The organism is Rhodomicrobium sp. (assembly GCF_047605405.1).
Classification (GTDB): Bacteria; Pseudomonadota; Alphaproteobacteria; order Rhizobiales; family Rhodomicrobiaceae; genus Rhodomicrobium; species Rhodomicrobium lacus.
In genome coordinates this window covers 1-23,512 of sequence record NZ_JASGFR010000034.1, presented here as the reverse complement: position 1 = coordinate 23,512, position 23,512 = coordinate 1, and the positions used below count along the sequence as shown (strand labels likewise).

The window sequence follows — 23,512 nt, the reverse complement described above, 5'->3', positions numbered from 1 at the left end:
CGCCCCTCTTCCCTGACAGAGTGACGTTTGTTGTAAATATCGTGTAAATGAATTGCATTCGACTTAGCCGAAATAGCTTGCATTTTAACGCATGAGAATTTGCTGGAGATTAAAATGAAATACATCAAAGCTGCTATAGTTGCATTGCTTCTTGTTGTGGTGGCCGCTGAAGCATCCGTCAGAATTGCTGGCTTGGCTGACGTGCCGGTCAGGAGCGCAAATCCGACCACCGGATATATTCCATTGGCGAACCAGAGTGGACGGTTTTTGTTGAATGACTGGACGATCAACAATCTATCGATGATAAGCCGTAAAACTTATCCCGGAGAAAGAGAGCCCATCATCGTTGCCGGAGACAGTGTCGTCTTTGGCGGTAATCCCTTGGCTCAGTCCGAGCGTGTCGGCGAGAGACTGGACGCCATCTCACCTTTCGACGTTTTTGCTATCGCGGACGGGAGCTGGAGTTTCAAAAACGAGTTGGCCTATTTCATATCATCGAAAAAGCTCATAGGAAGTCCGAAGAAAATCGTCTTCGTCTTGAACAGTGCTGATTTTGACGCTCCCTCCTCCTGGAGATGCAACAGCACGCATCCAACATCCTCACCCGTTTCGCATTTATATTTTGCTGTCAGAAAATATGCCTTTCCGGATTGTGAAGCATCGACGCCGAGTGAGCTGGTCGTCAAAGACCCCGATCTCGTCGAGGAAGTTAACAAATTCCTTGATGACTACAGGGATACCGATGTTTCGATCGTCTTGTATCCGACTACCGATGAGTTCAAGTCGGGGGAGTCGTTTCGAGGGAAACTGACTGGTTCAGAAGAGAGATTCTCCCGGAAAATAAAGATTGTAGATCTTGTCGAGATCTACCGGGGCGACGCGTCCGCGTGGAATCTTCGTTTTTACAAAGACGAAATTCACCCTAATGCCGAGGGTGCGGCCGCGCTGGCGAACTTCATCCATAAATACGCGTTCTGATCGTCGCCGTGAATTAATCCGTGCGGTCCTGGTGTAAAATTGCGGGCCGTATGCATTGATGTATCAAAGCGCTTTTTTCTTGTCGCGCGTCAATCGGAAAACCGCTTCACACTTGCGGATGCGTCGTGCTGCGTCCGATGGCTGCACGACGTTGCAAGGCGCATCCCCTTGCTCCGCGAGGTGGAGTCAAACGGCATGCGCCGGAATTCCAAAGCGCTATCCGATCAGGTTGAAAGACATGATCGGATAGCAGTCTGTCTCTTGGTAAGGGGCCCTCTTGCCCGATCGGATTCGATGCAACCCGATCGGACGCGTTCTCTACGCTTCGCGCCAGGTTCCGTCGGGCTGCTGGCACGCCTTGCCGACCATCGTTTCGGGGCGTCCGTCGATATAGATCGTCTGCTCGAATTCGCGGCACTGATAGTTCTGGTAGGTGTAGGCCCGGCGCGGCGTCACGTAGCCGTAACGGCCGTTGTTCGGGTTGCGCCATTCGGTGCGCTGGCCGCTGTTGAAAGCGGCATACTGCGCTTCGTAGGCGCGGCGGCGGTCCTCGTCGTCCATCGACTTGCCGATGCGATTGCCGATGAAGCCGCCGATCAGCGCGCCGCCGACCGTCGCCGCCACGCGCCCGCCGCCATGGCCGAACTGATTGCCGATGAGCGCGCCCGTGCCCGCGCCGAGAAGCGTGCCCGTATCTTCCTTGGTGGCGCATCCCGTCGACACGACTGCCAGCGCGAGCGAAGCGAATAAAAGTGTGAGTTTCTTCATTGTCCCCTGCGAAGCAGCCCGAATCGCTGCCCCTCCCAGCCGTTAACCTTTTGGAAGGGTTTACGGGGCAATCGGGCATTTTTGCGTCCATTACGCCGCCGGCAGCATCAGGCACGCGCGAAGGCCGCCCCCCGCAGCCTCTTCGAGGCTGAGCGACCCACGATAGAGGTGAGACAGATCCGCGACGATGGAGAGGCCGAGCCCCGAGCCGGGAACGCTTTCGTCGAGCCGCTGTCCGCGCTTGACGGCACTCTGCCGGAAGGACTCCGGCAACCCCGGCCCATCGTCTTCGATGATCAGGCGGAAGGTGCGTTCGCCACGCGCGACCGCTGGCTGCTCGACCCTTACCACGACGCTCGATCGCGCCCATTTGCAGGCGTTATCCATGAGATTGCCCGCCATCTCGTCGAAATCCTGCTTCTCGCCGAAGAAGCGGACGCCGCCGGGGCATTCCACTTCGAGCGTCAGTGAGCGCGCTTCGTAGATTTTCTTGAGCGCGCGGGAAATCGCGGTCAATTCCGCGCCGACGTCCGTGACGCCCACGGCAGGGCGGATCTGCGCCGCGATGCGCGCGCGGTCGAGGTAATGCGAAATCTGCTGGCGCATGATCGTGGCCTGCCGCGAAACCTTGCCCGCAAACTCGCCCTCCTGCGAAGCGGCCTCGTTCATGATCACGCTGAGCGGCGTCTTGAGCGCATGCGCGAGGTTGCCCACATGCGTCCGCGCGCGCTCGACGACGTTCTGGTTTGCCTCGATGAGCGCGTTCAGCTCCTCCTGAAGAGGCTGGATTTCAGCCGGTGGCGTGCCCGTCAGCTTCGTTTCCTCGCCCGCGCGGATGGCGGCAAGCTGCCGGCCCATGTCCTGCAAGGGGCTTAGCCCGAACCGCACCTGAAAGAACGTTGCCAGCAGCAATCCGCCGCCAAGAAGCGCAAGCGTCAGAACGATGATGTTTGTGAGATAGCGCGCCTCCGTATCGATGTCCGCGGTATCGAACGCCACGGAGATCGAGAAAATACGGCTCTCGTTCTCCTGCCCGAAATCGATATCCCGCTCCAGCACGCGAAGAAGCTGCCCCTCCGGGCCCTCGGCGTAAGTCTGGCGCAGCTGCCGCTCGTCGGGCTTGATTCCGAGTTCACTCGGCGTCTTGTACGTTTCGCCGACGAGCGAGGCGGATTTGAACATCGTCTCGCTGTTCGGATCCTGCGGGCGGATTTGCCAATATGCGCCCGACAGCGGTTTGGAAAACAGCGGTTCCCCGTCATCGTCGGGGCGGCGGATGTCGTGCGTGCCCTGCGGCGCCGTCCGCGCGATGATGTTTTCGAGATACTGGTTGAGGCGCGCGTCGAAGCTGGCTTCGAGGATGTTGTTGCACAGCGAGATCAGGATCGCTGCGGTGATCGCAAGGATGGTCACGATCCAGGCCGCGGACGAAATCAGAAGGCGCAGCGCGAGCGAATTGCCCTTCATGAGCCTTTTTTCGCGCCCCCTTCGGGATCGGCGGCGGCCGAGAGGCAATAGCCGAGCCCGCGCACCGTGTGGATGATGTCGGCGGGAATCTTGCGGCGCAGCCTGCCGATGAAGACCTCGATGGTGTTCGAGTCGCGCTCGAAATCCTGCTGGTAAAGGTGGTCGACGAGTTCGGTCCGGGAGACGACGCGGGCCTGATGATGCATCAGATAGGAAAGAAGCCGGAATTCGAGACCGGTCAGCTTTACGGCGGTTCCCTTGTAGGTTACGCGCGCCGTGCGAGTGTCGAGCCGCAACTCGCCGCAGTCGAGTTCGGCCTTGGCGACGCCGGCACTCCGGCGCAGCAGGGCGCGGATGCGGGCAATCACCTCCTCCATCTGGAACGGCTTGGCGACATAATCATCCGCGCCCGCATTGATGCCGGCGACCTTCTCGCTCCACCGGTCGCGCGCGGTAAGGATGAGCACGGGCGTTTTGACGTTCGCCTTGCGCCAGCGTTCGAGGACGGAAAGCCCGTCGAGCTTTGGAAGGCCCAGATCGAGGATGATGGCGTCGTAAGGCTCCGTCTCGCCAAGCCAGGCGCCTTCCTCGCCATCGAAGGCCGCGTCGGCCGCATAGCCTGCTTCCGTCATCGCCGCGACGAGCTGGCGGCTCAAATCCACATCGTCTTCGAGCACGAGAATACGCATCCGTTACCCCGCGGTCCGATCCAGACACTTTTTTACGTCGAATGCCGTCGTCAACGGCCCAGAAGCGCCCTTCGCCGCCATGCTTTTCAGCGCGCGGCAAGCTTCACGATCACCACCTTGCCGGACTCGTTGAGGATCGTCGCCTGAAAATAGGGCTCCGAGGCCGAGGCGCAAAGCGACAGTTTCAGAATTTTCGCGTTTCTGAGGCGATCCTTCAACTCGTCCTGGATCTGCTGGTAAGTTTTGTAATTTCCTCTGGTCCAGCTTGCGGAGCACGTGGCTTCGCTCGCCGAAGCGGAAAGATTTCCGCCGGCTGCGATCGAAATCACGAGGGCAGCGAGCATGTATTTCATGTGCGGTTCGAGGCCAGAGATAGACTCCTGATGCTGAACACACGATGAACCGATGATCCTTGCTGGAGATCAGGCGGGAGTTTAGCATTTATTTTCGCAACATAAAGGCTCAAGCAGCGGGCGGCCGGCGAGGTGCAAAGCCACGCGAAAGCTTTCCGCGCCGGTGGCTTCTTCCAGCGCCGTAAGCGCGAAAAGAGCGCGGACCGCGCCCAGTCCGGGAAAAGCGACGCGCCACTCAAGCACCAGAGAGGAAGCCCGCACTTCCTTCAGGCTCTTCAATACGGCTTCGTTCGCGATGGCACATTCGCCCGAGATACGCGTGGCGACGGCATGCAGAAGAACGGCTTGCCGTTCCTCCAGCTTGCGCTCCCGAAGCAGATCCCTCACGGCCGAGGTCAAGACAAGCTTCGGCTGCAGCAGGTGCCCGACCGGCACGAAAACGCCGGTTCCGCCAAAATCTGCTTCCAGAGAAATGTCGCCGCCTTGCGCAAATGTCATGCCGTAATCTCGCGCGAACCGCGCGGCCACTCCGCGACTGTCCGCCATTTTTTCCGATTTTAATAAAAACTTCAGTTCGGAAGGAACGCAATGCCTTTGACCGCCGGACAGCCGGAGCACCGTCGGCCAAGGCTTCGAAGGAGGCACCCTTCGAAGCGCCCGCAACCGTGCTATCGTTTTGAAGCCATTTTAGGGCTTGTCGAAAGAATGCGGCCGGCAGGCGTGCCGGCGGGGGATCAGGGCTTGAGCCAGCCGACGATATGAGCGGGGTAGCGCTCGACGCGCACCTTTTTTTCGCTGATGGCGGAGCCTCTTATCGCAATCCCCGCCTCGAATACGGTGTCCCGTGTGCCTGATACGAGAGGGTGCCACCAGCCGAGATCCTTTCCCTCCGAGGCAAGGCGGTAGGCGCAGGTTTCGGGAAGCCAGGCGATTCGGCGCACATCTTCGGGCGTCAGCTTGACGCAATCGTGAACATGATCCTGCCGCGCGGGATAGTTCGAACACTGGCAGGTTCCGAGGTCGAGGAGCTTGCAGGCGAGGCGCGTGACGGCGATCTGGCCCGTGTCTTCGTCTTCGAGCTTGATCAGGCAGCACTGGCCGCAACCGTCGCAGAGTGACTCCCACTCCTCGGTCGACATATCTTCAAGCGTCTTCGTTTTCCAGAAGGGCGCTTCATCCCCAGCCTTGTCCGATTTAGTGGCCGTACCGGCAATTGAGCCTTGCCATTTTAACTGTTTTGCAGACTCGTTTCTTGGCATAGTACCGGCCGGATGGAAGACAACGGGAAGCTGTGAAGACACGTGCGGGACTGGATTACCAAACCGAACAGGCGCAGCCGGACAATCAACTGGCTTGCGCTCGATTCCTGGATCGATTCCTCGCTCTACGGCCTGTATGCGAGATTTAAAGACTCGTGGGCAAACTACAACAATTTCTTCCAGCGCTTCCGTGTGACGGGCTCGCGGCGCATGGCGACGGAGTTCGTTTCGGAGGCGATGACGCTTGGCACGGCGGGCCTCGCCGTAGTGCTCATGTTCGAGCTGCCGGCGATCGAGCTCACGAAAAACCCCAATTGGCGCACAGGCAGCGAATTTTCCGTCACCTTTCTCGACCGCTACGGCAACGAGATCGGCAAGCGCGGCATCCAGTTTTCCGATGCCGTACCGCTTGAAGAAATTCCCGACGTCCTCGTCAAGGCGACGATGGCGACGGAAGACCGTCGTTTCTTCGATCATTTCGGCATCGACATCATCGGCACGGGGCGCGCACTTGTGCAGAACGCGCGCTCCGACACCGTCGTGCAAGGTGGCAGCTCGCTGACGCAGCAGCTTGCGAAAAACCTGTTCCTGTCGTCGGAGCGGTCCATTCAGCGCAAGATCCGCGAGGTGTATCTCGCTCTGTGGCTGGAAGCGCACCTGACGAAGAAGGAAATCCTGAAGCTTTATCTCGACCGCGCCTATCTTGGCGGCGGCACCTTCGGCGTGGAGGCGGCGTCACAGTTCTACTTCGGCAAGTCCGTGCGCGACATCAACCTCGCGGAAGCCGCGGTGCTCGCGGGCCTGTTCAAGGCGCCGACGAAATACGCGCCGCATTCGAACCCGGTCGATTCGCGCGCGCGCACCAATCAGGTGCTGTCGAACCTCGTCGATGCGGGCTTCATGACCGAGGGACAGGTTCACGCCGCGCGCCTCAACGCCGCGAAGATCGTCGACCGGCAGGAAGTGTACGTCCCGAACTATTTTCTCGACTGGGCCTTCGAGGAAGTGCAGCGCCTCATGCGAGGCAAGGGCGAATACGTTTTGACGGCGCGCACCACGGTTGACGTGCCGCTCCAGAAGCTTGCCGAGCAGGTGATCGACAACGCCTTCGAGCGCGAGGCGAAATATGCGCGCGCGACGCAGGCCTCGCTCGTCTCCATGGACACCGACGGCGCCGTGCGGGTGATCGTCGGCGGCCGGGATTATGGCGACAGCCAGTTCAACCGCGCCACGAAGGGACAGCGGCAGCCCGGTTCGTCCTTCAAGCCGTATGTCTATCTGACAGCCATCGAATCCGGCATCCGGCCCAACAAGGTTTACCCGGACGTTGCGCCGACATGCGGAAACTGGTCTCCGTCGAACTACGGCGGCGGCGTGAGCGGCCGCGCCATGACGCTTTACGAGGCTATGGCGAAGTCGATCAACACCATCGCCGTGCGGCTTTCGCTCGATGTCGGCCGCGACAAGCTGCTTGAGAACGTACACAAGATCGGCCTGACGTCGGTGCGGAAGACCTGCTCCATGGCGCTCGGCGACTCCGGCGTCGCGCCGATCGATCACACCGCGGGCTTCGCCGTTTTCGCAAGCGGCGGCAAGGCGATTCGGCCTTACGGCATCGTGGAACTGCGCAACACGAAGGACGAGGTGGTTTATTCCCGCGAGCGGGACGAACCCGCCCCGGCCCAGATCTTCAAGCGCGAGGACATCGAAACGCTGAACACCATGCTGGAAAAGGTCGTGACCGAAGGCTCGGGCGCCGCCGCGCGGCTCGATTTCACCACGGCGGTCGGCAAGACGGGCACGAGTTCCGGCCCGCGCGACGTCTGGTTCGTGGGCTTCACCGGCCAGTATGTGACGGGCGTCTGGTTCGGCAATGACGATTTCAGTGAAATGGCGGCGGGCACCACGGGCGGTCATCTCTCAGCGCCCGTCTGGCATCAATACATGGCTGCGGCGCATTCAAGCATGGACATTCCGCAGATTCCGGGCCTCCCGCTGCATCCGCGGCAGGTCGAGGAGCGGCAGCGGCTTTCGGAAATCAGACGCGACGAACCGGGCTTCGGCGGTGGCGCCGACGCGTCGAAGCGCATGCCCGCCAAGACGCGGAAGATGCTCTCTTCGCTGTCGAAGCTTCTGAAGGAAGCGCCAAAACTGCAGGTTGCCGACCCGCAGAAGGACGCCACTCTGGACAACCCTCCCGTGAGGACGCAATAACAGTCGCATAGCCGCCTTCCGCACCGTCCGGTTAAGCTGCCCCGTCAGGTTTAGCACCCATGCCTTTCCTAACCCGGTTCTTGCTGTTTGCGAGCATCGCCCTGATCCTCGGGTTGGGCACGACGTGGCGCGCCGTCAGCGGCGGCTTCTTCGCCACGACCGTGAAACACGGCCCCTGGACGTTCTGGCTTCGGGAAGGCACCGCCGAGGCGGACCCTTACACCATCGCGCATTCGGCGCGGGAAGGCTCGCTCCCGATCACGTCCGCGAGCGCGATGAGCTTCACGGCCACGCGAGACAGCGCGGGATCGCGGCTCACAGGCGATTGCACCTACGAAGTGAAGGGCTACGCGATCCCCGCGCTCTGGTGGAATATCGCCGCGTTCCGCAAGAATGGGGAAACCATGCCGAACAAGACCGGCCGGTCCAGCTTTTCGAGCGCGAACATCCTCGCAGCCCCGGACGGGGCATTCACCGTGCGCCTCTCGCCCGACGTCCAGCCCGGCAACTGGCTTCCTTCGGAGCGGGGAGAGCGGGTGGCGCTGCGCCTGACCATCCTCCGCCCCCTCGCTCCCGATGCGCTGCTGAGCGCGGCCAGGCGCGTTCTGCCCTCGATCTCGCTTGTGGAGTGCTCCTGATGGCGGGGGGCTGGTGATGGGAAATTGGCCCTGGGTGCTGGGCGGGATCGTCGCCGGCGGCATCATCCATATTCTCGCGGTGTTCGGCATATCCTCCTTCGCCGAAGGGGACGCCTGGTCGAGACTTGCGGCCACGATGCCGCATAACGCCATCGTCGTGCCGGACGGCAAGTCTGCCCCGACGCTTCCTTTCTCGCCGCCGGACGTCGTGACGGCCTATTGCCTCTACGATCTGGCCGACCGCAATGTGATCGTCCGCGCGCCTCTGTCCGAACCGGCCTGGACGCTGGCTGTCTCGACGCGCTCGGGCGAAAATTTCTATCTCGTCGCGGGCGCCGATTCGAAAAGACCGGAAGTTCGCCTGTTGCTGATCAGGCGGGATCGCCTTTCGGATGAGGCAAGCACGGAAAAGACTTCGGAAGGCGACGATCAGAACATCGTCGTCGCGCCGGCGGAGACCGGGATCGTCGCGATCCGGGCGCCGATTCGCGGCGAAAGCTTTCGAGCCCAGACCATCCGCGAACTGCAACAAGCGCGTTGCGAATTGCAGCCCGTCGAGCCGCTGGTCGCGTCGGTAGCAACGCCGCCCGAGGAGCCGCCTGCTCAGCAGCCGCAGGCCCGTCCCAAGCGACGCGGGAACCGCTAGGGGGCATCGCTAGGGTTCATCGGGTCTCGGAAAAGCCGCCCTTGGCCGCCGTCTCGACAATCGTGCACCTGTCTCGGCGAAGCGGAACGAAATCGCGGCAAACAGGCTTCCCCCAAACGAAAATCGAACAGACAGGCCCCCGTAAAGTTTTGTAGGGTATCCAGAAACGAACCCTTTGGGAGAGCCAATGCTTATCGCGCTTCTGGCCGACATCCACGCGAACCGGCAGGCGTTTGCGGCGTGCCTCGATGATGCGAAGGCGCGCGGCGCTGAACGCCATGTGTTGCTTGGCGATTTCGTGGGCTACGGTGCCGATCCCGTCTGGTGCGTCGACAAGGCGATGGAACTTGTCGCGGGCGGCGCGATTGCCGTTCTTGGCAACCACGATGCGGCGATCACCGAACCCTCACCGCGGATGAACCCGGAGGCGCAGGCCGCCATCGACTGGACGCGGGGCAAGCTCGGTCAGGTGGAACGCCGCTGGCTCGCGGAACTGCCGATGGAGCGATCCGACGAGGGCCGCCTTTACGTCCACGCCGATGCGAGCCAGCCGTCGAAGTGGATTTACGTCCTCACCGTCGAAGAAGCCGCGCGCAGCCTCCGCTCCACCCAGGCGCCGATCACGTTCTGCGGTCATACGCACAAGCCCGCCATCTTCTCCACCACGGCGGCGGCGAAGATGACGGCGTTCAGCCCGGTGACGGAAGTGGCCGTGCCGCTCCACGGCCTTCGCCGATGGCTTTGCGTGCTGGGCAGCGTCGGCCAGCCGCGCGACGGCAATCCGCGCGCCTGCTACGGCCTGTTCGATACTGAAAAGAAGGAAATCGTCTACATCCGCGTGCCCTACGACATCGAGGCCGCCGCCGCCGCGATCCGCGCCGCGCGCCTGCCCGATTTCTTCGCCGAACGCCTCTTCATCGGTCGGTGACGCGCCATGGCTAAGCCGACGCTTCAACGCGGAGACGTGCTCGATGGCTTCGTGCTCGAAGAGCTGATCCACAAGGGCGGCATGGCACGTCTGTGGAGCGTCACGAAGCCCGGCATCGACGTGCCGATGCTGATGAAGGTGCCGGTGCTCGGCGAGGGACAAGATCCGGCTGCGATCGTCTCCTTCGAGATGGAGCAGATGATCATGCCGCGCCTGTCCGGCCCGCATGTGCCGCGCTTCATCGCAGCGGGGGATTTCTCGCTGCACCCGTTCATCGTGATGGAGCGGCTGCCGGGCAAATCGCTCTTGCCCCGCCTCTCGGAACTGCCGCTGCCCTATGAAGAAGTCGCCGACATCGGGTGGAAGATCGCAACCGCGCTCGACGATCTGCATCGCCAGCACGTCATCCATCTCGACATCAAGCCGAGCAACATCCTCTTCCGCGAGTCGGGCGAGGCGGTGCTGCTCGATTTCGGCCTGTCGCATCACCAGCAATTGCCGGATCTGATGCAGGAGGAATTCCGCCTTCCATACGGCACCGCGCCCTATATGGCGCCGGAGCAGCTTCTCGGCGTTCGGACCGACCCGCGCAGCGACCAGTTCGCGCTCGGCGTGCTCCTCTATTTCTTCTCGACGGGCGTGCGCCCCTTCGGCGAGAGCGAGCGCCTCAGCACCATGAAGAAGCGCCTGTGGCGCGATCCGAAGCCGCCGCGCGCCCTGCGCAAGGATTATCCGCTGTGGTTGCAGGAAATCGTGCTGCGCTGCCTCGAAGTGGAGCCGGCATGGCGCTATCCGACCGCCGCGCAACTCGCTTTCGAGCTTTCGCATTACGACCAGATCCGGCTGACCGCGCGCGCGGAGCGGACCGCCACGGATTCGTTTCTGACGCGCGTAAAGCGGCGGTTCAACCCGCCGGAACGCAAGGCCGCGCCGCAACCGGTTTACAAGCGGCTGGCGGCCGCGCCCATCATCGCCGTGGCGGTCGACCTGTCGGAAGCCTCGAAGGAAACGAACGAGGCCGTTCGCGAAGCTGCCGGGAGGGCGCTCGCGCAGCTTCCGTCGGCGCGGCTCGCGTGCCTGAACGTGCTGAAGACGAGCTACATCGCCACCCGCGACACCACGCTCGACGAAGAGGGCCACAACAAGCACGTTAACCGTCTCGTGCAGTTGCAGGACTGGGCGCAGCCGCTGAAGCTTAAGGAAGGGCAGATCACCTTCCACGTGCTGGAAGCGACCGACCCCGCTTCCGCCATTCTCCATTACGCCGAACAGAACAAGGTGGATCAGATCCTTCTCGGCGCGCGGCGGAATTCGCTTCGGCGCTCGCTGCTCGGGAGCGTTTCCGCAAAGGTGGCGTCCGAAGCGGGCTGCACCGTGACCGTCGTTCGCCTGCGCCGCGAGGATGTCGGGGCGGAGCCGGAGCCAGCGGATGCCGCCGCGTCGGGCGGCGACGTCGGCGAGAGCTTGGCCGCGCATTGAGGCGCGTTGGCAAGGGCAGTCCTTTTTTGCGATCCGATGCAATGCACCCGATCGTATAGAGCGAGCGTGAGAGTGGCCTCAGCGAAGAACGCGGCGGACCGTATTCCTCGATCCGAATCGCTTCGACCATTGCATGGGTGACAAACACGCTCTTCGGATTGACAAGCGCGCCAACATGGGCGAAGGGGGCCCCTGACTGGCGCTGTGGCGGCGGGGGATATCATGAGTCGGGTTGTAAGACGGTGGGCAGCCGCCGTGCTGGCGATATTTTGGCTCGCGATGGCTGGCGCGGTCCAGGCGGATGACGGCTACACCGCCGCCGACATGCTGGCGGACTGCAAGCCGATCCTTCGGCTTGCGAAACCGGGCGTCAATCCAGATGAACTCGAACTCGAAGACACCTTCGCGACGGGGAATTGCTGGGGCGCGTTCCTTACCGTTCAGCAACTCCTCATAACGCGGCTGGAAACGGACCACGATCCGCTTCTGCGCGTCTGCGTGCCGGAAGGCGTATCGCTCCTGCATCTCATTCAGATTTTCGACCGCTACGCCCGCTTGCATCCGGATCGTCAGACTGAACCTTTCACCACGGTCGCGATGGCGGCGCTGCGTTCCGGCTTTCCTTGCGACGGAAAGTAGACGCGTGCCAACGGCTGAAACGGCTTGCCCCACACGCGCCTCTCGGTCGGTATTCTTGCGGGGCGCCGCCGATAGGAATGACCACAGGGCCGCGTCTCCAGGGCGTCTCCGCTTTTGACTAAGCCTAAGGCGCGCCCGCGTCCTATCGGAAAACCCTGCACACTTTTCAGGACGCGGCCTATTTAAGCGGGCGGAGCCTGCGGGGCTTTTTGCTGCGCTTTCCCGCATGGCGCCGAGCCGCAGCATATTGATGCGCCCGCGCCGCTGCCCTTTTCTGCCTCATCACGCGTCGCTGCTTCTCAAGCCACGCCTGCTGCTGACGGAAGCGACGCTTCTTGCGGGCGAGATTCCTCCCCTGCTTGTGCTTCAGGCGCGCGGCGAAGCTTCTGCCTTCCTCGGCGGCATCGTTGTTGTCCGACGTGAGCCTTTGATGGCGAACCGGGATGATGTAACCGTCGAATTGGAAGGGATGAGGTTCGCCCGTATCCGCGAAGTTCTCTGCCGGGCCATTCGCGAAAGCGGTCGTCGAGGTCGCCGCCGCGCGCTGCAAGGCAGACGCTCCCTGCGCCGTGAAGCCAAATACCGTCGCCGCCGCGATCACGATGGCGAACCGGCTCGCCAGGCTTTCGTTGGTACGCATAGCGTTCTCCTTGGCGGCCAACAGGGCGATGAGATTCTGGCCGTAACAAGACAGCTTTTCCGCGTGTCGCCGCACGCCCCCTTGCGGATTGCGCGTTTTCGGAGTTGACAGAAAAGCCCGGTGCATTCATCGCCTTTTCAGGAAAGCTGCGGCTTCACACACTTTTTGCGCGAGCGTGCGACATTTTCCGCGCGAGCATCTCACCTCCAGGCTCCCGGTCGGGCGGAGCGAACGAAGCATGGCAAGAACGGCGTCGCTTCGAGTTCGAAGCCGACGGCCTCAACCACGGAAGCGAGGCGCGCGATGACGATGCCCCAATTCGCCGGCAACCGCCGTATCGCCAATATTTCCGCAACCGTCGCCCAGGCGTGGCCGAACCGCTATGATGTGGTTGTGTTTCTCGCCCTTGGCGCCGTGCTCGTCGCGATGGCGCACGGTGCGAAGACCATGCAGCAGCCGCTGACGGGGCTTGAGGCCAACCCCGTCTCGCTCGATCCCGCGAACCTGCCGCAATATGCGCTGCTGACGACGCTTCGCATGTTCGCGGCGCTCGGCCTCTCGCTCCTTTTCACCTTCATCGTCGCTCCCCTTGCCGCCAAGAGCCGCAAGGCCGAGCGCGTCATCATCCCCGCGCTCGACATCCTGCAATCGGTGCCGGTGCTGGGCTTCCTCACCTTCACCGTGATCTTCTTCCTGAACCTGTTTCCGGGCAGCCAGCTCGGCGCGGAACTCGCAGCCATCTTCGCGATCTTCACCAGTCAGGCGTGGAACATGACGTTCTCGTTCTACCAGTCGCTCAAGACCGTTCCGCGCGATCTGGAGGAAGTGACCGCGCAATTCCGCCTCACGCCGTGGCAGCGCTTCTGGAAGCTTGAAGTTCCGTTCGCGACGCCCGGCCTCGTCTGGAACATGATGATGTCCATGTCGGGCGGCTGGTTCTTCGTCGTGGCATCGGAAGCCATCTCGGTCGGCGACACCACCATCACGCTGCCGGGCATCGGGTCCTATATCGCGCTCGCCATCGAGCACAAGGACATCGGGGCGGTGGCGTGGGCTGTCGGCGCGATGGCGGTTGTCATCCTGTTGTACGATCAGCTTCTTTTCCGTCCCATCGTGGCCTGGTCGGACAAGTTCCGCGTCGAACTCGTCGCGTCGCAGAACCCGCCGGAATCCTGGGTGCTGAACCTGCTGCGCCGGACGCGCCTGATTCAGGCCGTGAACGGCCTTCTGGGCAAGATCGCGAGCCTGTTCGGTGGCAGGGTGAGCACATTGTCGCGCCACGCTCCGGAGCCCCGGATCGGGAAGACGGCGGGCCGGGCGCTCGACATCCTGTTCAACATCGCGCTGGCTGCGGTCGTCGTGTGGGCGGCGTGGTCGATCTACAGCTATGTGCGCGCGACGCTCGGCTGGTCCGACGTCGTTCAGGCGGTGACGGATGGCTGCATCACCTTCGTGCGTGTGATGGTGCTGATTGCCATCGCAAGCCTCATCTGGGTGCCGGTCGGTGTCTATATCGGCTTGCGGCCGAAGCTCGCCGAGCGCATCCAACCGCTGGCGCAATTTCTCGCGGCCTTCCCGGCGAATGTGTTGTTCCCCTTCGTGGTGATGGGTATCGTCGCCTGGAAGCTCGATCCCAACATCTGGCTTTCGCCGCTCATCATCCTCGGCACGCAGTGGTACATCCTGTTCAACGTCGTCGCAGGCGCGAGCGTTTTTCCGCGCGATCTCGGCGAGGCATCGGAGCTGTATCGCCTGAGAGGCTGGCTCTGGTGGCGCAAGGTGATGCTCCCGGCCATTCTCCCGTACTACGTCACGGGCGCGCTCACCGCATCGGGCGGTTCGTGGAACGCGAGCATCGTGGCCGAGGCCGTGAGCTGGGGCGATACCAGGGTGGAGGCGCGGGGCCTTGGCGCCTATATCGCGGACGCGACTGCCGCCGGCGATTTTCACCGCGTCGTGCTGGGTGTCGGCGTGATGTCGGTGTTCGTCGTCGCGCTCAACCGCGTCTTGTGGCGGCGTCTGTACGCTTACGCCGACCGCCGCCTACGCATCTGAAATCGATTGCGATTCTATTTTCGACGACGATCTTCGCGGGAGCGGTCGGCTCAGGGATCGCGGGCTAGAAACAGGAGAGGGTCATGGGAGTCGTCACGCCGCGCAGCAACGGCCGCACGCCGCTCGTCGCTGTGAAAGAAGTCCGTCACTTTTACAAGCGCGGCACAAGCAGCAACCTCGTCGTGCTGGATGATGTAAGCCTCTCGCTTTACAACGGCGAGATCGTCGCACTGCTCGGCCGTTCCGGGTCCGGCAAATCGACATTGCTTCGCATCATCTCCGGGCTGCTTCAGCCGAGCGATGGCGAGGTTGAGGTCGAAAGCCAGCGCGTGGACGGCCCCGCCGATGGCCTTGCCATGGTCTTCCAGAGCTTCGCGCTGTTTCCATGGCTCACCGTGCAGGAAAACGTGGAAATCGGACTCGAAGCACAGGGCGTCAGGGCGGAGGAGCGCAGGAAGCGCGCGCTGGCCGCGATCGACCTGATCGGCCTCGACGGCTTCGAGAACGCCTATCCGAAAGAGCTTTCCGGCGGCATGCGCCAGCGCGTCGGCCTTGCGCGCGCGCTTGTCGTCGATCCCAAGGTGCTGTTGATGGACGAGCCATTCTCCGCGCTCGACGTGCTGACGGCGGAAACGCTTCGCACCGACCTGCTCGACCTTTGGATGGAAGGGCGCATGCCGATCCAGTCGATCCTGCTCGTCACGCACAACATCGAGGAAGCGGTGCTGATGAGCGACCGCATCCTTGTGTTCTCGTCGAACCCGGGTCGCGTCATCGCCGAAATCAAGGTGAACTTGCCGCAGCCGCGAAACCGCGTCGATCCGGCCTTCCGCGCCATGGTCGACGACATCTACGCGCGCATGACCGCGAAGCCCACGGCTGCGCCCGCGCGTGGCGAGGGCGTGTTCCCCGGCACCGGCATCAACATGAGCCTGCCGGACGTATCCACGAACACGCTGGCGGGCCTGCTCGAAACGCTGGCCGAGCCGCCGTTCGATGGCCGCGCCGACCTGCCGCCGCTGGCCGAACGCGCGCAAATGGAGGTGGACGAGCTTTTCCCCGCCGCCGAAACGCTGCAACTCCTGCGCTTCGCCGAACTCGCTGAAGGCGACCTCAAGATCAGCGACGCGGGCCGCCGCTTCGTCGATGCGGGTGTCGATGAACGCAAGGCGCAGTTCGCGCAGCATCTTCTGGCCTATGTCCCGCTCGTGGCCCATATCCGTCGCATCCTCGAAGAGCGATCGAGCCGCCGCGCCTCGATCATCCGCTTTCAGGACGAACTTGAAGACAACATGCCGGAGGACGATGCCGAACGCACGCTTCACACCGTCATCAACTGGGCGCGTTACGCGGAAGTGCTTGCCTATGACGGTGAGACGGGGATGATCAGTCTGGACAATTCGGCTTAAGGGCGGCTCGCATGATCGCACTCGAAGCGCGAGGCATCGAAAAGAAGTTCGGCGCCGTTCAGGTGCTGAAGGGTGTTTCGCTCGCCGCCGAAAAGGGCGAGGTGATTTCGATCATCGGCTCGTCGGGCTCCGGCAAGAGCACGTTTCTTCGCTGCCTCAATTTGCTGGAGACGCCGGACGCGGGGGAAATCGTCGCGGGCGGCGAGCATGTGCGCATCGAGCCGGGCAGGAAGCCCGACGCGCGGCAGGTGGAGCGGCTCCGTCGCCGCGTCGCGATGGTCTTCCAGGGCTTCAACCTCTGGCATCACATGACCGTGCTCGGCAACGTGATCGAAGCGCCTGTGCATGTGCATGGCCGCCCGCGCGCCGAGGCCGTGGAGGAAGCGCACGCGCTCTTGAAGAAGGTGGGCCTCGGGCATCGCGCCGACGCCTATCCGGCGGAATTGTCCGGCGGACAGCAGCAGCGCGCCGCCATCGCCCGCGCGCTCGCCGTCCATCCCGATGTGATCCTGTTCGACGAACCGACATCCGCACTCGATCCCGAACTCGTGGGCGAGGTGCTCGCCGTGATCCGGCGGCTTGCGGACGAGGGCCGCACGCTCGTCATCGTGACTCATGAAATGGCGTTCGCCCGCGACGTGTCGTCTCGAACGCTGTTTCTCGCCGATGGCCGCATCGAGGAGGAAGGCCCGTCTGTAAACCTGTTTGCCGCGCCGCGAAGCCCGCGCCTCGTTCAATTTCTCGAAGCTTTCCGGGCGGGCGGCTTTACGCGTGAAACTCCGCTGCCTACGTTAGAAGACAAAGAACCCTAACCGTCCGGCGAACCCATGGTCAAAGCTCGCTTCCTGCGCTTTCTTGCGCTTGCCTGTCTCGCCTGCCTTGTTCCGCTTTCCGTCTCGGCTCAAACGAAAATCCGCATCGCGACCGAAGGTACGAACCCGCCCTTCAGCAGCATCGATGCGAGTGGAGAAGTGGCGGGGTTCGACGTGGATATCGCGCGAGCGCTGTGCGCCAAGATGCAGGCCGACTGCGAGATTTCCGCCCAGGATTGGGACGGCATCGTTCCGGCGCTGCTCGCGAAAAAATACGACGCGATCGTCGCATCGCTCAACATCACCGAAGACCGCAAGAATGTGGTTGCTTTCACCAAGCCCTATTACCGCTCGCCGAGTGTTTTTGTCGTGCGCAAGGGCTTCGACGCGAAGGACGTGTCGCCGAAAGCGCTGATCGGCAAGCCCGTCGGCGTGCAGACGGCAACGAACCATTCCGCCTTCCTCGAAGACAAATATCATCGCTCCATCGTGCGGCTCTACAACACCGTGGCCGATGCCTATCGCGACCTTTCAGCCGGGCGTGTGGATTACGTGCTGTTCGACAAGCTGGCCGTTTACGACTGGCTGAAGTCGCCAGAAGGTCAGTGCTGCGAAATAGCGCCGACGGAACTGGCAGACGAGGCTTATTTCGGCTCCGGCATGGGGATCGCGCTGCGGAAGGGCGACGACGCGCTGTTGAAGCGATTCGACGACGCCCTCGACGGCATCGTGAAAGACGGCACCTACGCGAAGATCAACGCGAAATATTTCCCGTTCCCGGTGTTCTGACCATCGGCGAGTTGGCCTGCAAGCGCGACCGGAAACCGGTTTTGCGTCCGTGGATTTGCGTCGATGGAAAGCGCTGCATTGGCCTGCGTCGATCGGGTCCGATTTGAGGCAGGCCGATGGTCTGCGACCTCCTATTTACAGTATGACGCTGCTGAGCGATTTCTCGTTTCCGGGGAGAAGCGATAACGCTCTACGCACCGTCCTTCTGAGCTTCGGGCGCTGGTCCGCGCTGGGCTGCCCCCTGCTGCTGCGCGCCATTTTCAGCCGTGGAACGACGGGCAAGTTCTTGCGCCGCGCGCTTGGCGGCTGCTTCGAGCTGGGACTGAGCCGGGGCGGCGTGCGCTTCCGCGTTCTGCGGCGCTGCCTGTGGGGCAACCGCCTGCGTCAGCGCCGCGCGTTGCCTCTCGCTTCTGGCCGGTGAAGGCGCCGTGGCGGGTCGTTGCCCTTGTGCTGGCGATGGCCAGGCCGGGGCGGCACCCGCCGGGGCAGCGGTCGGCGCCGCAGCCGGGATATTTTGCGGCGCTTCACGCTGTTGCGCAGCAGGCGCGGATTGTGCCCGCGCCGGAGGCTGTGGCCCGACGTGTTCGGAGGCCGCATCCTGCGGCTCCGGCATCGCCTTTGGCTCAAGGTTCGGACGGATGATCGCAAGAACCGGGCTGCCCGCTTCGGCGTAGCGTTCCACGGCGCGCCTTATCTGCTCCACGACGACTTCCATGTGATGGCCGCTCGCGTGGATCATCCAGTCCGGCGACTGCGCGATGGCGACGTGGCCTTTCCAGAAGATCAGGTCGCCGCGCTGGATGGCGTCGAGATTGGCAGGGTCCAGCGCCTCGCCTGCATTCGCCATCTGCATGTCGGTGTCGCGAAGCGAGGGCACGCCCGCCGCCTGCAACGAAACCTGCACGAGGCCAGAACAGTCGATCCCGAGCGATGTCTTGCCGCCCCAAAGATAGGGCACGCCGACCATGCGCTCAGCCACCCGGACGAAGTCTCGCGCGCGCTCACGGATGCCAACCAGATGATCGGCGAATATGAAGCCGCCGCGCGAGAGTTCAAGGAAGCGGCCATCCGCGCGGCTGATGGGCAGCACCGTCGCCGAAAAGCTGAGCTTCGTGATGGGCGGTCGCTTCATGTCCGGCACGGGATAGAGATAGGTGAGGCGCGCGCTTACGCGGTGCGTGTTGTCCTCAACGAGCGAGGACAGCGCGTCGAGCGGCATGTAGCCGACATAGCCGTCTTCCTGAAGCTGCACCCAGCCGAAGCCGTCACGAACCTCATAGAGCGTGACGAGTTCGCCGGACAACGCCTCGGTAGCCTGTTCGGCATCGAATTTGGGCGCGACGCGGACAGGCGCGGACGGCGCGGCGACCTGGCGCACTTCGCCCTGAACATAGCGTTGCGCGCGCACGCGGTCTTGCAGCGAAGCGGCGGCGAGGTCTTCCCGGTAGGCGTTAAGGCGAGGATCGAGCTGTGTCATGCGCCTCTCCCATATTCGTTGCGGATCACCTCGAACATGGCACGTGCGCCTTGCGGCTCTCCACCCATAGGCTTGCCGGGCAGCGCGCGCGGCGTCCAGCCGAAAATGTCGAGATGCACATAACGTTTCGCGTTCTTCACGAAGCGCTTCAGGAACAGCGCCGCCGTGATCGATCCGGCAAACGGGCTGTTTGAAATGTGGTTCACATCGGCGACCTTGCTCTTGAGGTCGCGGTCGTACGGCATCCAGAACGGCAGCCGCCACAACGGATCGCCCACATGTGCGCCCGCCTTGTAGATGGTGTGCGCGAGAGCGCTGTCGTCCGTATAGAACGGCGGCAGATCGGGGCCGAGCGCCACGCGAGCCGCGCCGGTCAGCGTGGCCATGTCGACGATCAGATCAGGGCCGTCCTCGTCGGCGTAGGACAGCGCGTCGGCCAGAACGAGGCGGCCTTCCGCGTCCGTGTTGCCAATCTCGACTGTAAGCCCCGCGCGGCTCCTGATGATGTCGCCCGGCCGGAACGCGTTGCCGGAGATGTTGTTGTCGGCGGTTGGCACGAGGATCCGAAGCCGCACCGGCAGCCTGGCGGCCATGATCATCGCGCCCAGCGCGATCACGCTCGCCGCGCCGCCCATGTCCTTTTTCATCAGCGCCATCGCGGACGACGGCTTGATGTCGAGACCGCCGGTATCGAAGCAGATGCCCTTGCCGACCAGCGTCACCTTGGGATGTTTCGTGTTGCCCCAATGAAGTTCGGCAAGGCAGGGCTCGCGCGTGGAGGCGCGTCCCACCGATTGCAGAAGCGGGAAGTTCTTTTCGAGGAACGCAGCGCCGCGAAGGATCTTCACATCGGCCTTGAAGGTGCGCGCCATGCCCGCAAAAGCCTCGGCGAGGTCGGACGGACCGAGATCGTTGGCGGGAATATTGATGAGTTCGCGCGCGAACCACACGGCCTGCGCGCGAGCGATCACAGCCGCGCGGTCGACGCCCTCGGGCAGCACGAGTGCGCGGATGGGCTTCGGGTCGCGGGTGAAGTAGCGTCGGAACTCGTACGCACCGAGAAGCCACGCAAGAACGGCGTCCTCGGGCGCGCCGGGAAAGTCGGAAAGTTCGTAGGTGCCCTCGGGCAAGGCGGCGGGCAGCGCGCCGAGCGCGAGCGCGGATGCGGGGGAGGGCTTCTCGTCACCAAGCGCGAAGAGAACCTCGGCAATTCCGTTTTCGCCCGGCAGAAGCGCATGCGTGCCGGGTTTCGCCTTCCATCCGATGGCTTCGAGCCACGCGGCCTGTGGGGGCGTGACGAAGCGGGCGAAATCGTCTCGAAGCTCGGCGCCGGGAAAAGCCCGGATTCTGATGGCGCCCTTGCCATGGGGCGCAAGAAGCTCGGAAATGTCGTCGTGAATGGTTTCGTAGGAAATCGTCATGCCTTGAACCTATAGGGGATCGGCGGCAGAAATGCACCCCTATAACGTGCAGAATGCTTGAGCGCGATCCGGACGCGAATACGGCGGAGAAGGATAATTTCGGTGCAAAAAAGCCGCTAAATTGAGGCGAGCCACTCCGGCATCACGGCAAGGCCGCCAGCCGCGATGGCCGCGCCGTAGGGGATCGCCGTTGCACGGTCGCGTGCGTGAGCGTCGGAGCGAAGAACGTCGCTCGCGAAATCGGCCGCGATGTAAACCAGCGCCAGTGCCCCACCAGCGAGCGCCGTTCCGGCGAGAAACGGGAGCAGCTGATCCGGGCCGATCCAGAGGGATGCCACGGCAAGAAGCTTCGCGTCGCCCCCGCCGAGAAGGGAGGCCGCGAAAAGTCCATAGGCGCAAACGAGAACCAGAAGCGCGCATCCTGCGTGCGAGACGACCCGCGCGGCATCGAGACCGGCGAGCAGCGCGAAAACGGCGAAGCATCCGGCCAGCAACAGCACCAGCCTGTTCGGTATCACGCGCGTCAGGAGATCGACGGCGGCGGCCCACACAAGCATCACGGGAAGGGCCGCCGCGACCGTCGACGTCAGGGACGATTCCATCGGCACTCACCTGAACGGGGGTTATTGCATCGTGTTGAACGAGCGCAGCATTTCGCGCACCCGCTCGAACATGATCTTCCCCTCGTCGTTCATCTGGCCCGCGAGCGTGATCAGCGCCACGCAAAAACCGGCGGCGATCAGGCCAAGTTCGATGGCGGCCGCGCCCTGTTCGTCCATCCAGAATTCTTCAAGCTTCGCACGCATTACACACCTCCGACGATACGGACATCGCCTCCATGGAAGCGGCGTCTCCACGCACGTTAGGGGTACAAGATTTAACACGCATTTAATTCGATTTTTCGCCTCGCGGGTAACGCTCTGAATGGTTATCGCAAGGTTTAACGGGCGTATTTGGGACGCGGCGAAGCCGGCAACGCGCGAGCGAAACGGGCGCTTTCAGATCAGCGGCAGGGCGTGGACGGCAGGAATTCGATCGCGGACAACTCGCCGCTGAGCGCGAACGCTCCGTAGTCGAGCGTCAATTTCCGGCTGACACCGTTCGCATAGATGCGGAAAGAGACCTCGTAGGTCGGCAGACCGTCTTTCTTGGCGTTCGGCTCATAATAACTGACGACAACGGGCCAAGACTGAATGCTGTCCAGATTTTCCGCGTTCTTGACCGCGGGCAATTGAGAATTGGCGGCCAGTTGCAGCGGCGCGCCGATCACGGTCGTGGTCTCGTAAATTTTCGTGCCCTTGTCGGAACCGTCGAAAAAGTCGGCCTGAAGGCGCGTTTCTCCGGCCTTTGCCGCTTTCAGGATGGCGATGGAATGCTGCGTCGGAAAATAGACGTTTCCAGGCAGCGTGAACGAGCCCTTCTTCGGCTTGTAGAGCGTCACCGTCACGGCATCGCGAGCGCCCTGTGGCGAGCGGACTGCGAGCCCGGACGTTGCGTCGGCGGGCTTCGTGCTCTTGTTCATGTACTGCGATGTGTTGAAGCGGAAACGACGGCCTTCCCCGTCCTCGACGCTCTCGGATCGCGTATCGGTGGTGCTCTGTTTGCCTTCGCGGTCGTATATTTCCGTCACCAGCCGCGTGTTGAGCGTGTAGCCCTGGCACGCCGAGCCGGTGAAGTCGTAGACCAGTTCGCCGCGAATGTCGCTGATGTTGGAGCCTGCGCCGGTTCTTTCGAGAACGAGTTCGTACACGGCCCGGTGAGGAGCGAGTTCGATGGCATCGGCCGGCTTCTCCTGTGCCTGAGTGGGGCCGCAGGACACCGCGACACAGGCGGATATTCCGAACCATGCCGCTGCGGGCACCGTGAAAGACGTCATGAACGAACCATCGGGCGATGTTTTCTCAAGTGCAGTCATAAGGGATATCGAGGACAATAACAGCCGTTATAGGGCAGCGTCCTTGCCCATCGGTTACGGGCTTACAAGCGGAAACGTGACGGCAATCGCCCAGGCGAAGGCGAGCGCATTGGCGAGCCCCGCGACGAGCGGATCGTTCGTGCGCCGGTTCACCCATCCGCTGAACAGCCCGTAGATGACGAAGAACACGAAAATGATCGGGATGATGAGGATCAGGAAGAACAGCTTCCCGAAATTGAGCGCGACGGCGAGCGCGAGCGAAGCGAGAAACAGTGCTTTTGTAGCCGGGTAGCCGCCGGTCGCCGCGCCGTTCCCGCGCGTCAGCCATTCGTCCGCGAGAAAGAACAGGATCGTCCCGCCAAGCACCGCGAACAGAAGCGGCAGGCGTTCCGGGATCGGGAAGAACGAGAGCACGTAGCGGTCGAGCGGCAGCCCGAAGGCGAGGATGCTGTAGGCTGCGACGAGCATCGCCGCGACCACGAACGCCACGTTGACCGGCGGCCTCGCCATGCCCTTGCCGCGCGTCGCAATCCAGAGCGCCGCGAGCGTGATGAGCCCGTAGCATGCGAAGTGCATCGCGATGTAGTCGCCGAGCACGACCGGCAGAAATCCCGTCGGCATTTTCCAGAGGATGAGCGGCGTCAGCAGCGCTGGCGCGACGGCGACCGGCCAGAAGCGCCGCCACGGGAGCCCCGCGCCGAGCGGATGCGCCGACACGCGCGGCAGAAGCGAGGCAAGCGGCCACGCAAGCAGCGTCACGCCGAAGAACAGCAGCGCTATGGCCGTGCCGCGATCCTCGACCGGTGCGTTTCCGCTTAGCCCGAATGCGCGGTTAAGCCAGTCGAGCGCCGCTTCCATGCTCGCCGCGCTGTAAAGCACGCCGATATGCTCGGCGCCGGGCGACAGCGTGAAGCGGCGCGCGGTGCCGTCCGCGAA

Annotated in this window: 23 protein-coding genes and 1 pseudogene; 11 read left to right on the top strand and 13 right to left on the bottom strand. The window is 62.9% G+C overall.

All coding sequences use genetic code 11. The features are described from left to right. The first annotated feature begins 114 nt into the window (after nucleotides 1-114). Nucleotides 115-978: a hypothetical protein gene (locus QM659_RS13200; protein WP_415188751.1), complete on the top strand. Its 864-nt coding sequence runs from the start codon at nucleotides 115-117 to the stop codon at nucleotides 976-978. Between the two features lie 318 nt (nucleotides 979-1,296). On the opposite strand, the gene QM659_RS13195 is transcribed toward QM659_RS13200, so the two are convergent. The 6 genes from QM659_RS13195 to QM659_RS13170 all read right to left on the bottom strand — a co-directional run bounded on the left by QM659_RS13195 (nucleotide 1,297) and on the right by QM659_RS13170 (nucleotide 5,514). Then, the gene (locus QM659_RS13195) at nucleotides 1,297-1,746 is read right to left on the bottom strand and encodes an RT0821/Lpp0805 family surface protein (protein WP_127076932.1); all 450 of its coding nucleotides are present in this window, start codon (nucleotides 1,744-1,746) and stop codon (nucleotides 1,297-1,299) included. A gap of 90 nt (nucleotides 1,747-1,836) precedes the next feature. Then, a complete protein-coding gene (locus tag QM659_RS13190; RefSeq protein WP_415188750.1) occupies nucleotides 1,837-3,213 on the bottom strand; it encodes an ATP-binding protein in 1,377 nt (458 codons plus the stop codon). Next, on the bottom strand, nucleotides 3,210-3,902 hold the full coding sequence (locus tag QM659_RS13185; protein ID WP_415188749.1) for a response regulator transcription factor: 693 nt from the start codon (nucleotides 3,900-3,902) through the stop codon (nucleotides 3,210-3,212). The genes QM659_RS13190 and QM659_RS13185 overlap by 4 nt, the downstream gene beginning before the upstream one ends. A gap of 86 nt (nucleotides 3,903-3,988) precedes the next feature. Then, nucleotides 3,989-4,255: a hypothetical protein gene (locus QM659_RS13180; RefSeq protein WP_415188748.1), complete on the bottom strand. Its 267-nt coding sequence runs from the start codon at nucleotides 4,253-4,255 to the stop codon at nucleotides 3,989-3,991. An 81-nt stretch (nucleotides 4,256-4,336) separates the two neighbouring features. Then, nucleotides 4,337-4,753 carry a hypothetical protein gene (locus QM659_RS13175; RefSeq protein WP_415188747.1) on the bottom strand — a complete coding sequence of 139 codons (417 nt, stop codon included), beginning with the start codon at nucleotides 4,751-4,753 and terminating at the stop codon, nucleotides 4,337-4,339. Nucleotides 4,754-4,989: 236 nt separating this feature from the next. Further along, entirely contained in the window at nucleotides 4,990-5,514 is a 525-nt protein-coding gene (locus QM659_RS13170; RefSeq protein ID WP_127076927.1) for a YcgN family cysteine cluster protein, read from the bottom strand. A gap of 42 nt (nucleotides 5,515-5,556) precedes the next feature. Between QM659_RS13170 and QM659_RS13165 the strand changes: the two genes are divergently transcribed. From QM659_RS13165 to QM659_RS13140, 6 genes are all read left to right on the top strand, one after another. Beyond that, complete coding sequence (locus QM659_RS13165) at nucleotides 5,557-7,728, top strand: transglycosylase domain-containing protein (protein ID WP_415188746.1); 2,172 nt, start codon at nucleotides 5,557-5,559, stop codon at nucleotides 7,726-7,728. 59 nt (nucleotides 7,729-7,787) lie between these two features. Next, the gene (locus QM659_RS13160) at nucleotides 7,788-8,366 is read left to right on the top strand and encodes a DUF1214 domain-containing protein (protein WP_415188745.1); all 579 of its coding nucleotides are present in this window, start codon (nucleotides 7,788-7,790) and stop codon (nucleotides 8,364-8,366) included. Between the two features lie 16 nt (nucleotides 8,367-8,382). Beyond that, on the top strand, nucleotides 8,383-9,012 hold the full coding sequence (locus tag QM659_RS13155) for a hypothetical protein (RefSeq protein WP_415188744.1): 630 nt from the start codon (nucleotides 8,383-8,385) through the stop codon (nucleotides 9,010-9,012). A 187-nt stretch (nucleotides 9,013-9,199) separates the two neighbouring features. Beyond that, nucleotides 9,200-9,940, top strand: a complete 741-nt coding sequence (locus QM659_RS13150; protein WP_127076923.1) for a metallophosphoesterase family protein — start codon at nucleotides 9,200-9,202, stop codon at nucleotides 9,938-9,940. A 6-nt stretch (nucleotides 9,941-9,946) separates the two neighbouring features. Then, the gene (locus tag QM659_RS13145) at nucleotides 9,947-11,419 is read left to right on the top strand and encodes a protein kinase domain-containing protein (RefSeq protein ID WP_415188743.1); all 1,473 of its coding nucleotides are present in this window, start codon (nucleotides 9,947-9,949) and stop codon (nucleotides 11,417-11,419) included. Between the two features lie 222 nt (nucleotides 11,420-11,641). Beyond that, complete coding sequence (locus QM659_RS13140; protein ID WP_303482731.1) at nucleotides 11,642-12,058, top strand: Rap1a/Tai family immunity protein; 417 nt, start codon at nucleotides 11,642-11,644, stop codon at nucleotides 12,056-12,058. Between the two features lie 178 nt (nucleotides 12,059-12,236). On the opposite strand, the gene QM659_RS13135 is transcribed toward QM659_RS13140, so the two are convergent. Continuing rightward, a complete protein-coding gene (locus QM659_RS13135; protein WP_415188742.1) occupies nucleotides 12,237-12,698 on the bottom strand; it encodes a hypothetical protein in 462 nt (153 codons plus the stop codon). Between the two features lie 303 nt (nucleotides 12,699-13,001). On the opposite strand from QM659_RS13135, the gene QM659_RS13130 reads away from it, so the two are divergent. The 4 genes from QM659_RS13130 to QM659_RS13115 all read left to right on the top strand — a co-directional run bounded on the left by QM659_RS13130 (nucleotide 13,002) and on the right by QM659_RS13115 (nucleotide 17,763). After that, complete coding sequence (locus tag QM659_RS13130) at nucleotides 13,002-14,753, top strand: ABC transporter permease (RefSeq protein ID WP_415188741.1); 1,752 nt, start codon at nucleotides 13,002-13,004, stop codon at nucleotides 14,751-14,753. 83 nt (nucleotides 14,754-14,836) lie between these two features. Then, a complete protein-coding gene (locus tag QM659_RS13125; RefSeq protein ID WP_415188740.1) occupies nucleotides 14,837-16,162 on the top strand; it encodes an AAA-associated domain-containing protein in 1,326 nt (441 codons plus the stop codon). Nucleotides 16,163-16,173: 11 nt separating this feature from the next. Beyond that, nucleotides 16,174-16,974: an ATP-binding cassette domain-containing protein gene (locus tag QM659_RS13120; RefSeq protein WP_303482740.1), complete on the top strand. Its 801-nt coding sequence runs from the start codon at nucleotides 16,174-16,176 to the stop codon at nucleotides 16,972-16,974. A 15-nt stretch (nucleotides 16,975-16,989) separates the two neighbouring features. After that, nucleotides 16,990-17,763: a transporter substrate-binding domain-containing protein gene (locus tag QM659_RS13115; RefSeq protein WP_415188739.1), complete on the top strand. Its 774-nt coding sequence runs from the start codon at nucleotides 16,990-16,992 to the stop codon at nucleotides 17,761-17,763. A gap of 190 nt (nucleotides 17,764-17,953) precedes the next feature. Here the strand turns inward: QM659_RS13115 and QM659_RS13110 are convergent, their stop codons facing one another. The 6 genes and pseudogenes from QM659_RS13110 to QM659_RS13085 form a co-directional block, all read right to left on the bottom strand. After that, on the bottom strand, nucleotides 17,954-19,240 hold the full coding sequence (locus QM659_RS13110) for an NlpC/P60 family protein (protein ID WP_415188738.1): 1,287 nt from the start codon (nucleotides 19,238-19,240) through the stop codon (nucleotides 17,954-17,956). Next, nucleotides 19,237-20,661, bottom strand: coding sequence for a leucyl aminopeptidase family protein (locus QM659_RS13105; protein ID WP_415188737.1), 1,425 nt, complete (start codon nucleotides 20,659-20,661; stop codon nucleotides 19,237-19,239). The genes QM659_RS13110 and QM659_RS13105 overlap by 4 nt, the downstream gene beginning before the upstream one ends. A 116-nt stretch (nucleotides 20,662-20,777) precedes the next feature. Then, entirely contained in the window at nucleotides 20,778-21,263 is a 486-nt protein-coding gene (locus QM659_RS13100; protein ID WP_415188736.1) for an A24 family peptidase, read from the bottom strand. Between the two features lie 21 nt (nucleotides 21,264-21,284). Then, complete coding sequence (locus tag QM659_RS13095; protein WP_303482753.1) at nucleotides 21,285-21,467, bottom strand: Flp family type IVb pilin; 183 nt, start codon at nucleotides 21,465-21,467, stop codon at nucleotides 21,285-21,287. Nucleotides 21,468-21,664: 197 nt separating this feature from the next. Continuing rightward, nucleotides 21,665-22,576 carry a cell envelope integrity EipB family protein gene (locus QM659_RS13090; protein WP_415188735.1) on the bottom strand — a complete coding sequence of 304 codons (912 nt, stop codon included), beginning with the start codon at nucleotides 22,574-22,576 and terminating at the stop codon, nucleotides 21,665-21,667. A 54-nt stretch (nucleotides 22,577-22,630) separates the two neighbouring features. Beyond that, nucleotides 22,631-23,512, bottom strand: a pseudogene (locus QM659_RS13085) (alpha/beta hydrolase); the annotation flags it as partial.

Excerpts from the sequence above, each read along its gene's own strand:
- QM659_RS13115 (WP_415188739.1), top strand. The coding sequence starts at position 16,990 with ATGGTCAAAGCTCGCTTCCTGCGCTTTCTTGCGCTTGCCTGTCTCGCC.
- QM659_RS13150 (WP_127076923.1), top strand. The coding sequence starts at position 9,200 with ATGCTTATCGCGCTTCTGGCCGACATCCACGCGAACCGGCAGGCGTTT.
- QM659_RS13195 (WP_127076932.1), bottom strand. The coding sequence starts at position 1,746 with ATGAAGAAACTCACACTTTTATTCGCTTCGCTCGCGCTGGCAGTCGTG.
- QM659_RS13105 (WP_415188737.1), bottom strand. The coding sequence starts at position 20,661 with ATGACGATTTCCTACGAAACCATTCACGACGACATTTCCGAGCTTCTT.
- QM659_RS13125 (WP_415188740.1), top strand. The coding sequence starts at position 14,837 with ATGGGAGTCGTCACGCCGCGCAGCAACGGCCGCACGCCGCTCGTCGCT.
- QM659_RS13185 (WP_415188749.1), bottom strand. The coding sequence starts at position 3,902 with ATGCGTATTCTCGTGCTCGAAGACGATGTGGATTTGAGCCGCCAGCTC.
- QM659_RS13100 (WP_415188736.1), bottom strand. The coding sequence starts at position 21,263 with ATGGAATCGTCCCTGACGTCGACGGTCGCGGCGGCCCTTCCCGTGATG.
- QM659_RS13090 (WP_415188735.1), bottom strand. The coding sequence starts at position 22,576 with ATGACTGCACTTGAGAAAACATCGCCCGATGGTTCGTTCATGACGTCT.
- QM659_RS13130 (WP_415188741.1), top strand. The coding sequence starts at position 13,002 with ATGACGATGCCCCAATTCGCCGGCAACCGCCGTATCGCCAATATTTCC.
- QM659_RS13140 (WP_303482731.1), top strand. The coding sequence starts at position 11,642 with ATGAGTCGGGTTGTAAGACGGTGGGCAGCCGCCGTGCTGGCGATATTT.
- QM659_RS13160 (WP_415188745.1), top strand. The coding sequence starts at position 7,788 with ATGCCTTTCCTAACCCGGTTCTTGCTGTTTGCGAGCATCGCCCTGATC.
- QM659_RS13200 (WP_415188751.1), top strand. The coding sequence starts at position 115 with ATGAAATACATCAAAGCTGCTATAGTTGCATTGCTTCTTGTTGTGGTG.
- QM659_RS13180 (WP_415188748.1), bottom strand. The coding sequence starts at position 4,255 with ATGAAATACATGCTCGCTGCCCTCGTGATTTCGATCGCAGCCGGCGGA.
- QM659_RS13135 (WP_415188742.1), bottom strand. The coding sequence starts at position 12,698 with ATGCGTACCAACGAAAGCCTGGCGAGCCGGTTCGCCATCGTGATCGCG.
- QM659_RS13110 (WP_415188738.1), bottom strand. The coding sequence starts at position 19,240 with ATGACACAGCTCGATCCTCGCCTTAACGCCTACCGGGAAGACCTCGCC.
- QM659_RS13175 (WP_415188747.1), bottom strand. The coding sequence starts at position 4,753 with ATGACATTTGCGCAAGGCGGCGACATTTCTCTGGAAGCAGATTTTGGC.
- QM659_RS13095 (WP_303482753.1), bottom strand. The coding sequence starts at position 21,467 with ATGCGTGCGAAGCTTGAAGAATTCTGGATGGACGAACAGGGCGCGGCC.
- QM659_RS13170 (WP_127076927.1), bottom strand. The coding sequence starts at position 5,514 with ATGCCAAGAAACGAGTCTGCAAAACAGTTAAAATGGCAAGGCTCAATT.
- QM659_RS13145 (WP_415188743.1), top strand. The coding sequence starts at position 9,947 with ATGGCTAAGCCGACGCTTCAACGCGGAGACGTGCTCGATGGCTTCGTG.
- QM659_RS13120 (WP_303482740.1), top strand. The coding sequence starts at position 16,174 with ATGATCGCACTCGAAGCGCGAGGCATCGAAAAGAAGTTCGGCGCCGTT.
- QM659_RS13155 (WP_415188744.1), top strand. The coding sequence starts at position 8,383 with ATGGGAAATTGGCCCTGGGTGCTGGGCGGGATCGTCGCCGGCGGCATC.
- QM659_RS13190 (WP_415188750.1), bottom strand. The coding sequence starts at position 3,213 with ATGAAGGGCAATTCGCTCGCGCTGCGCCTTCTGATTTCGTCCGCGGCC.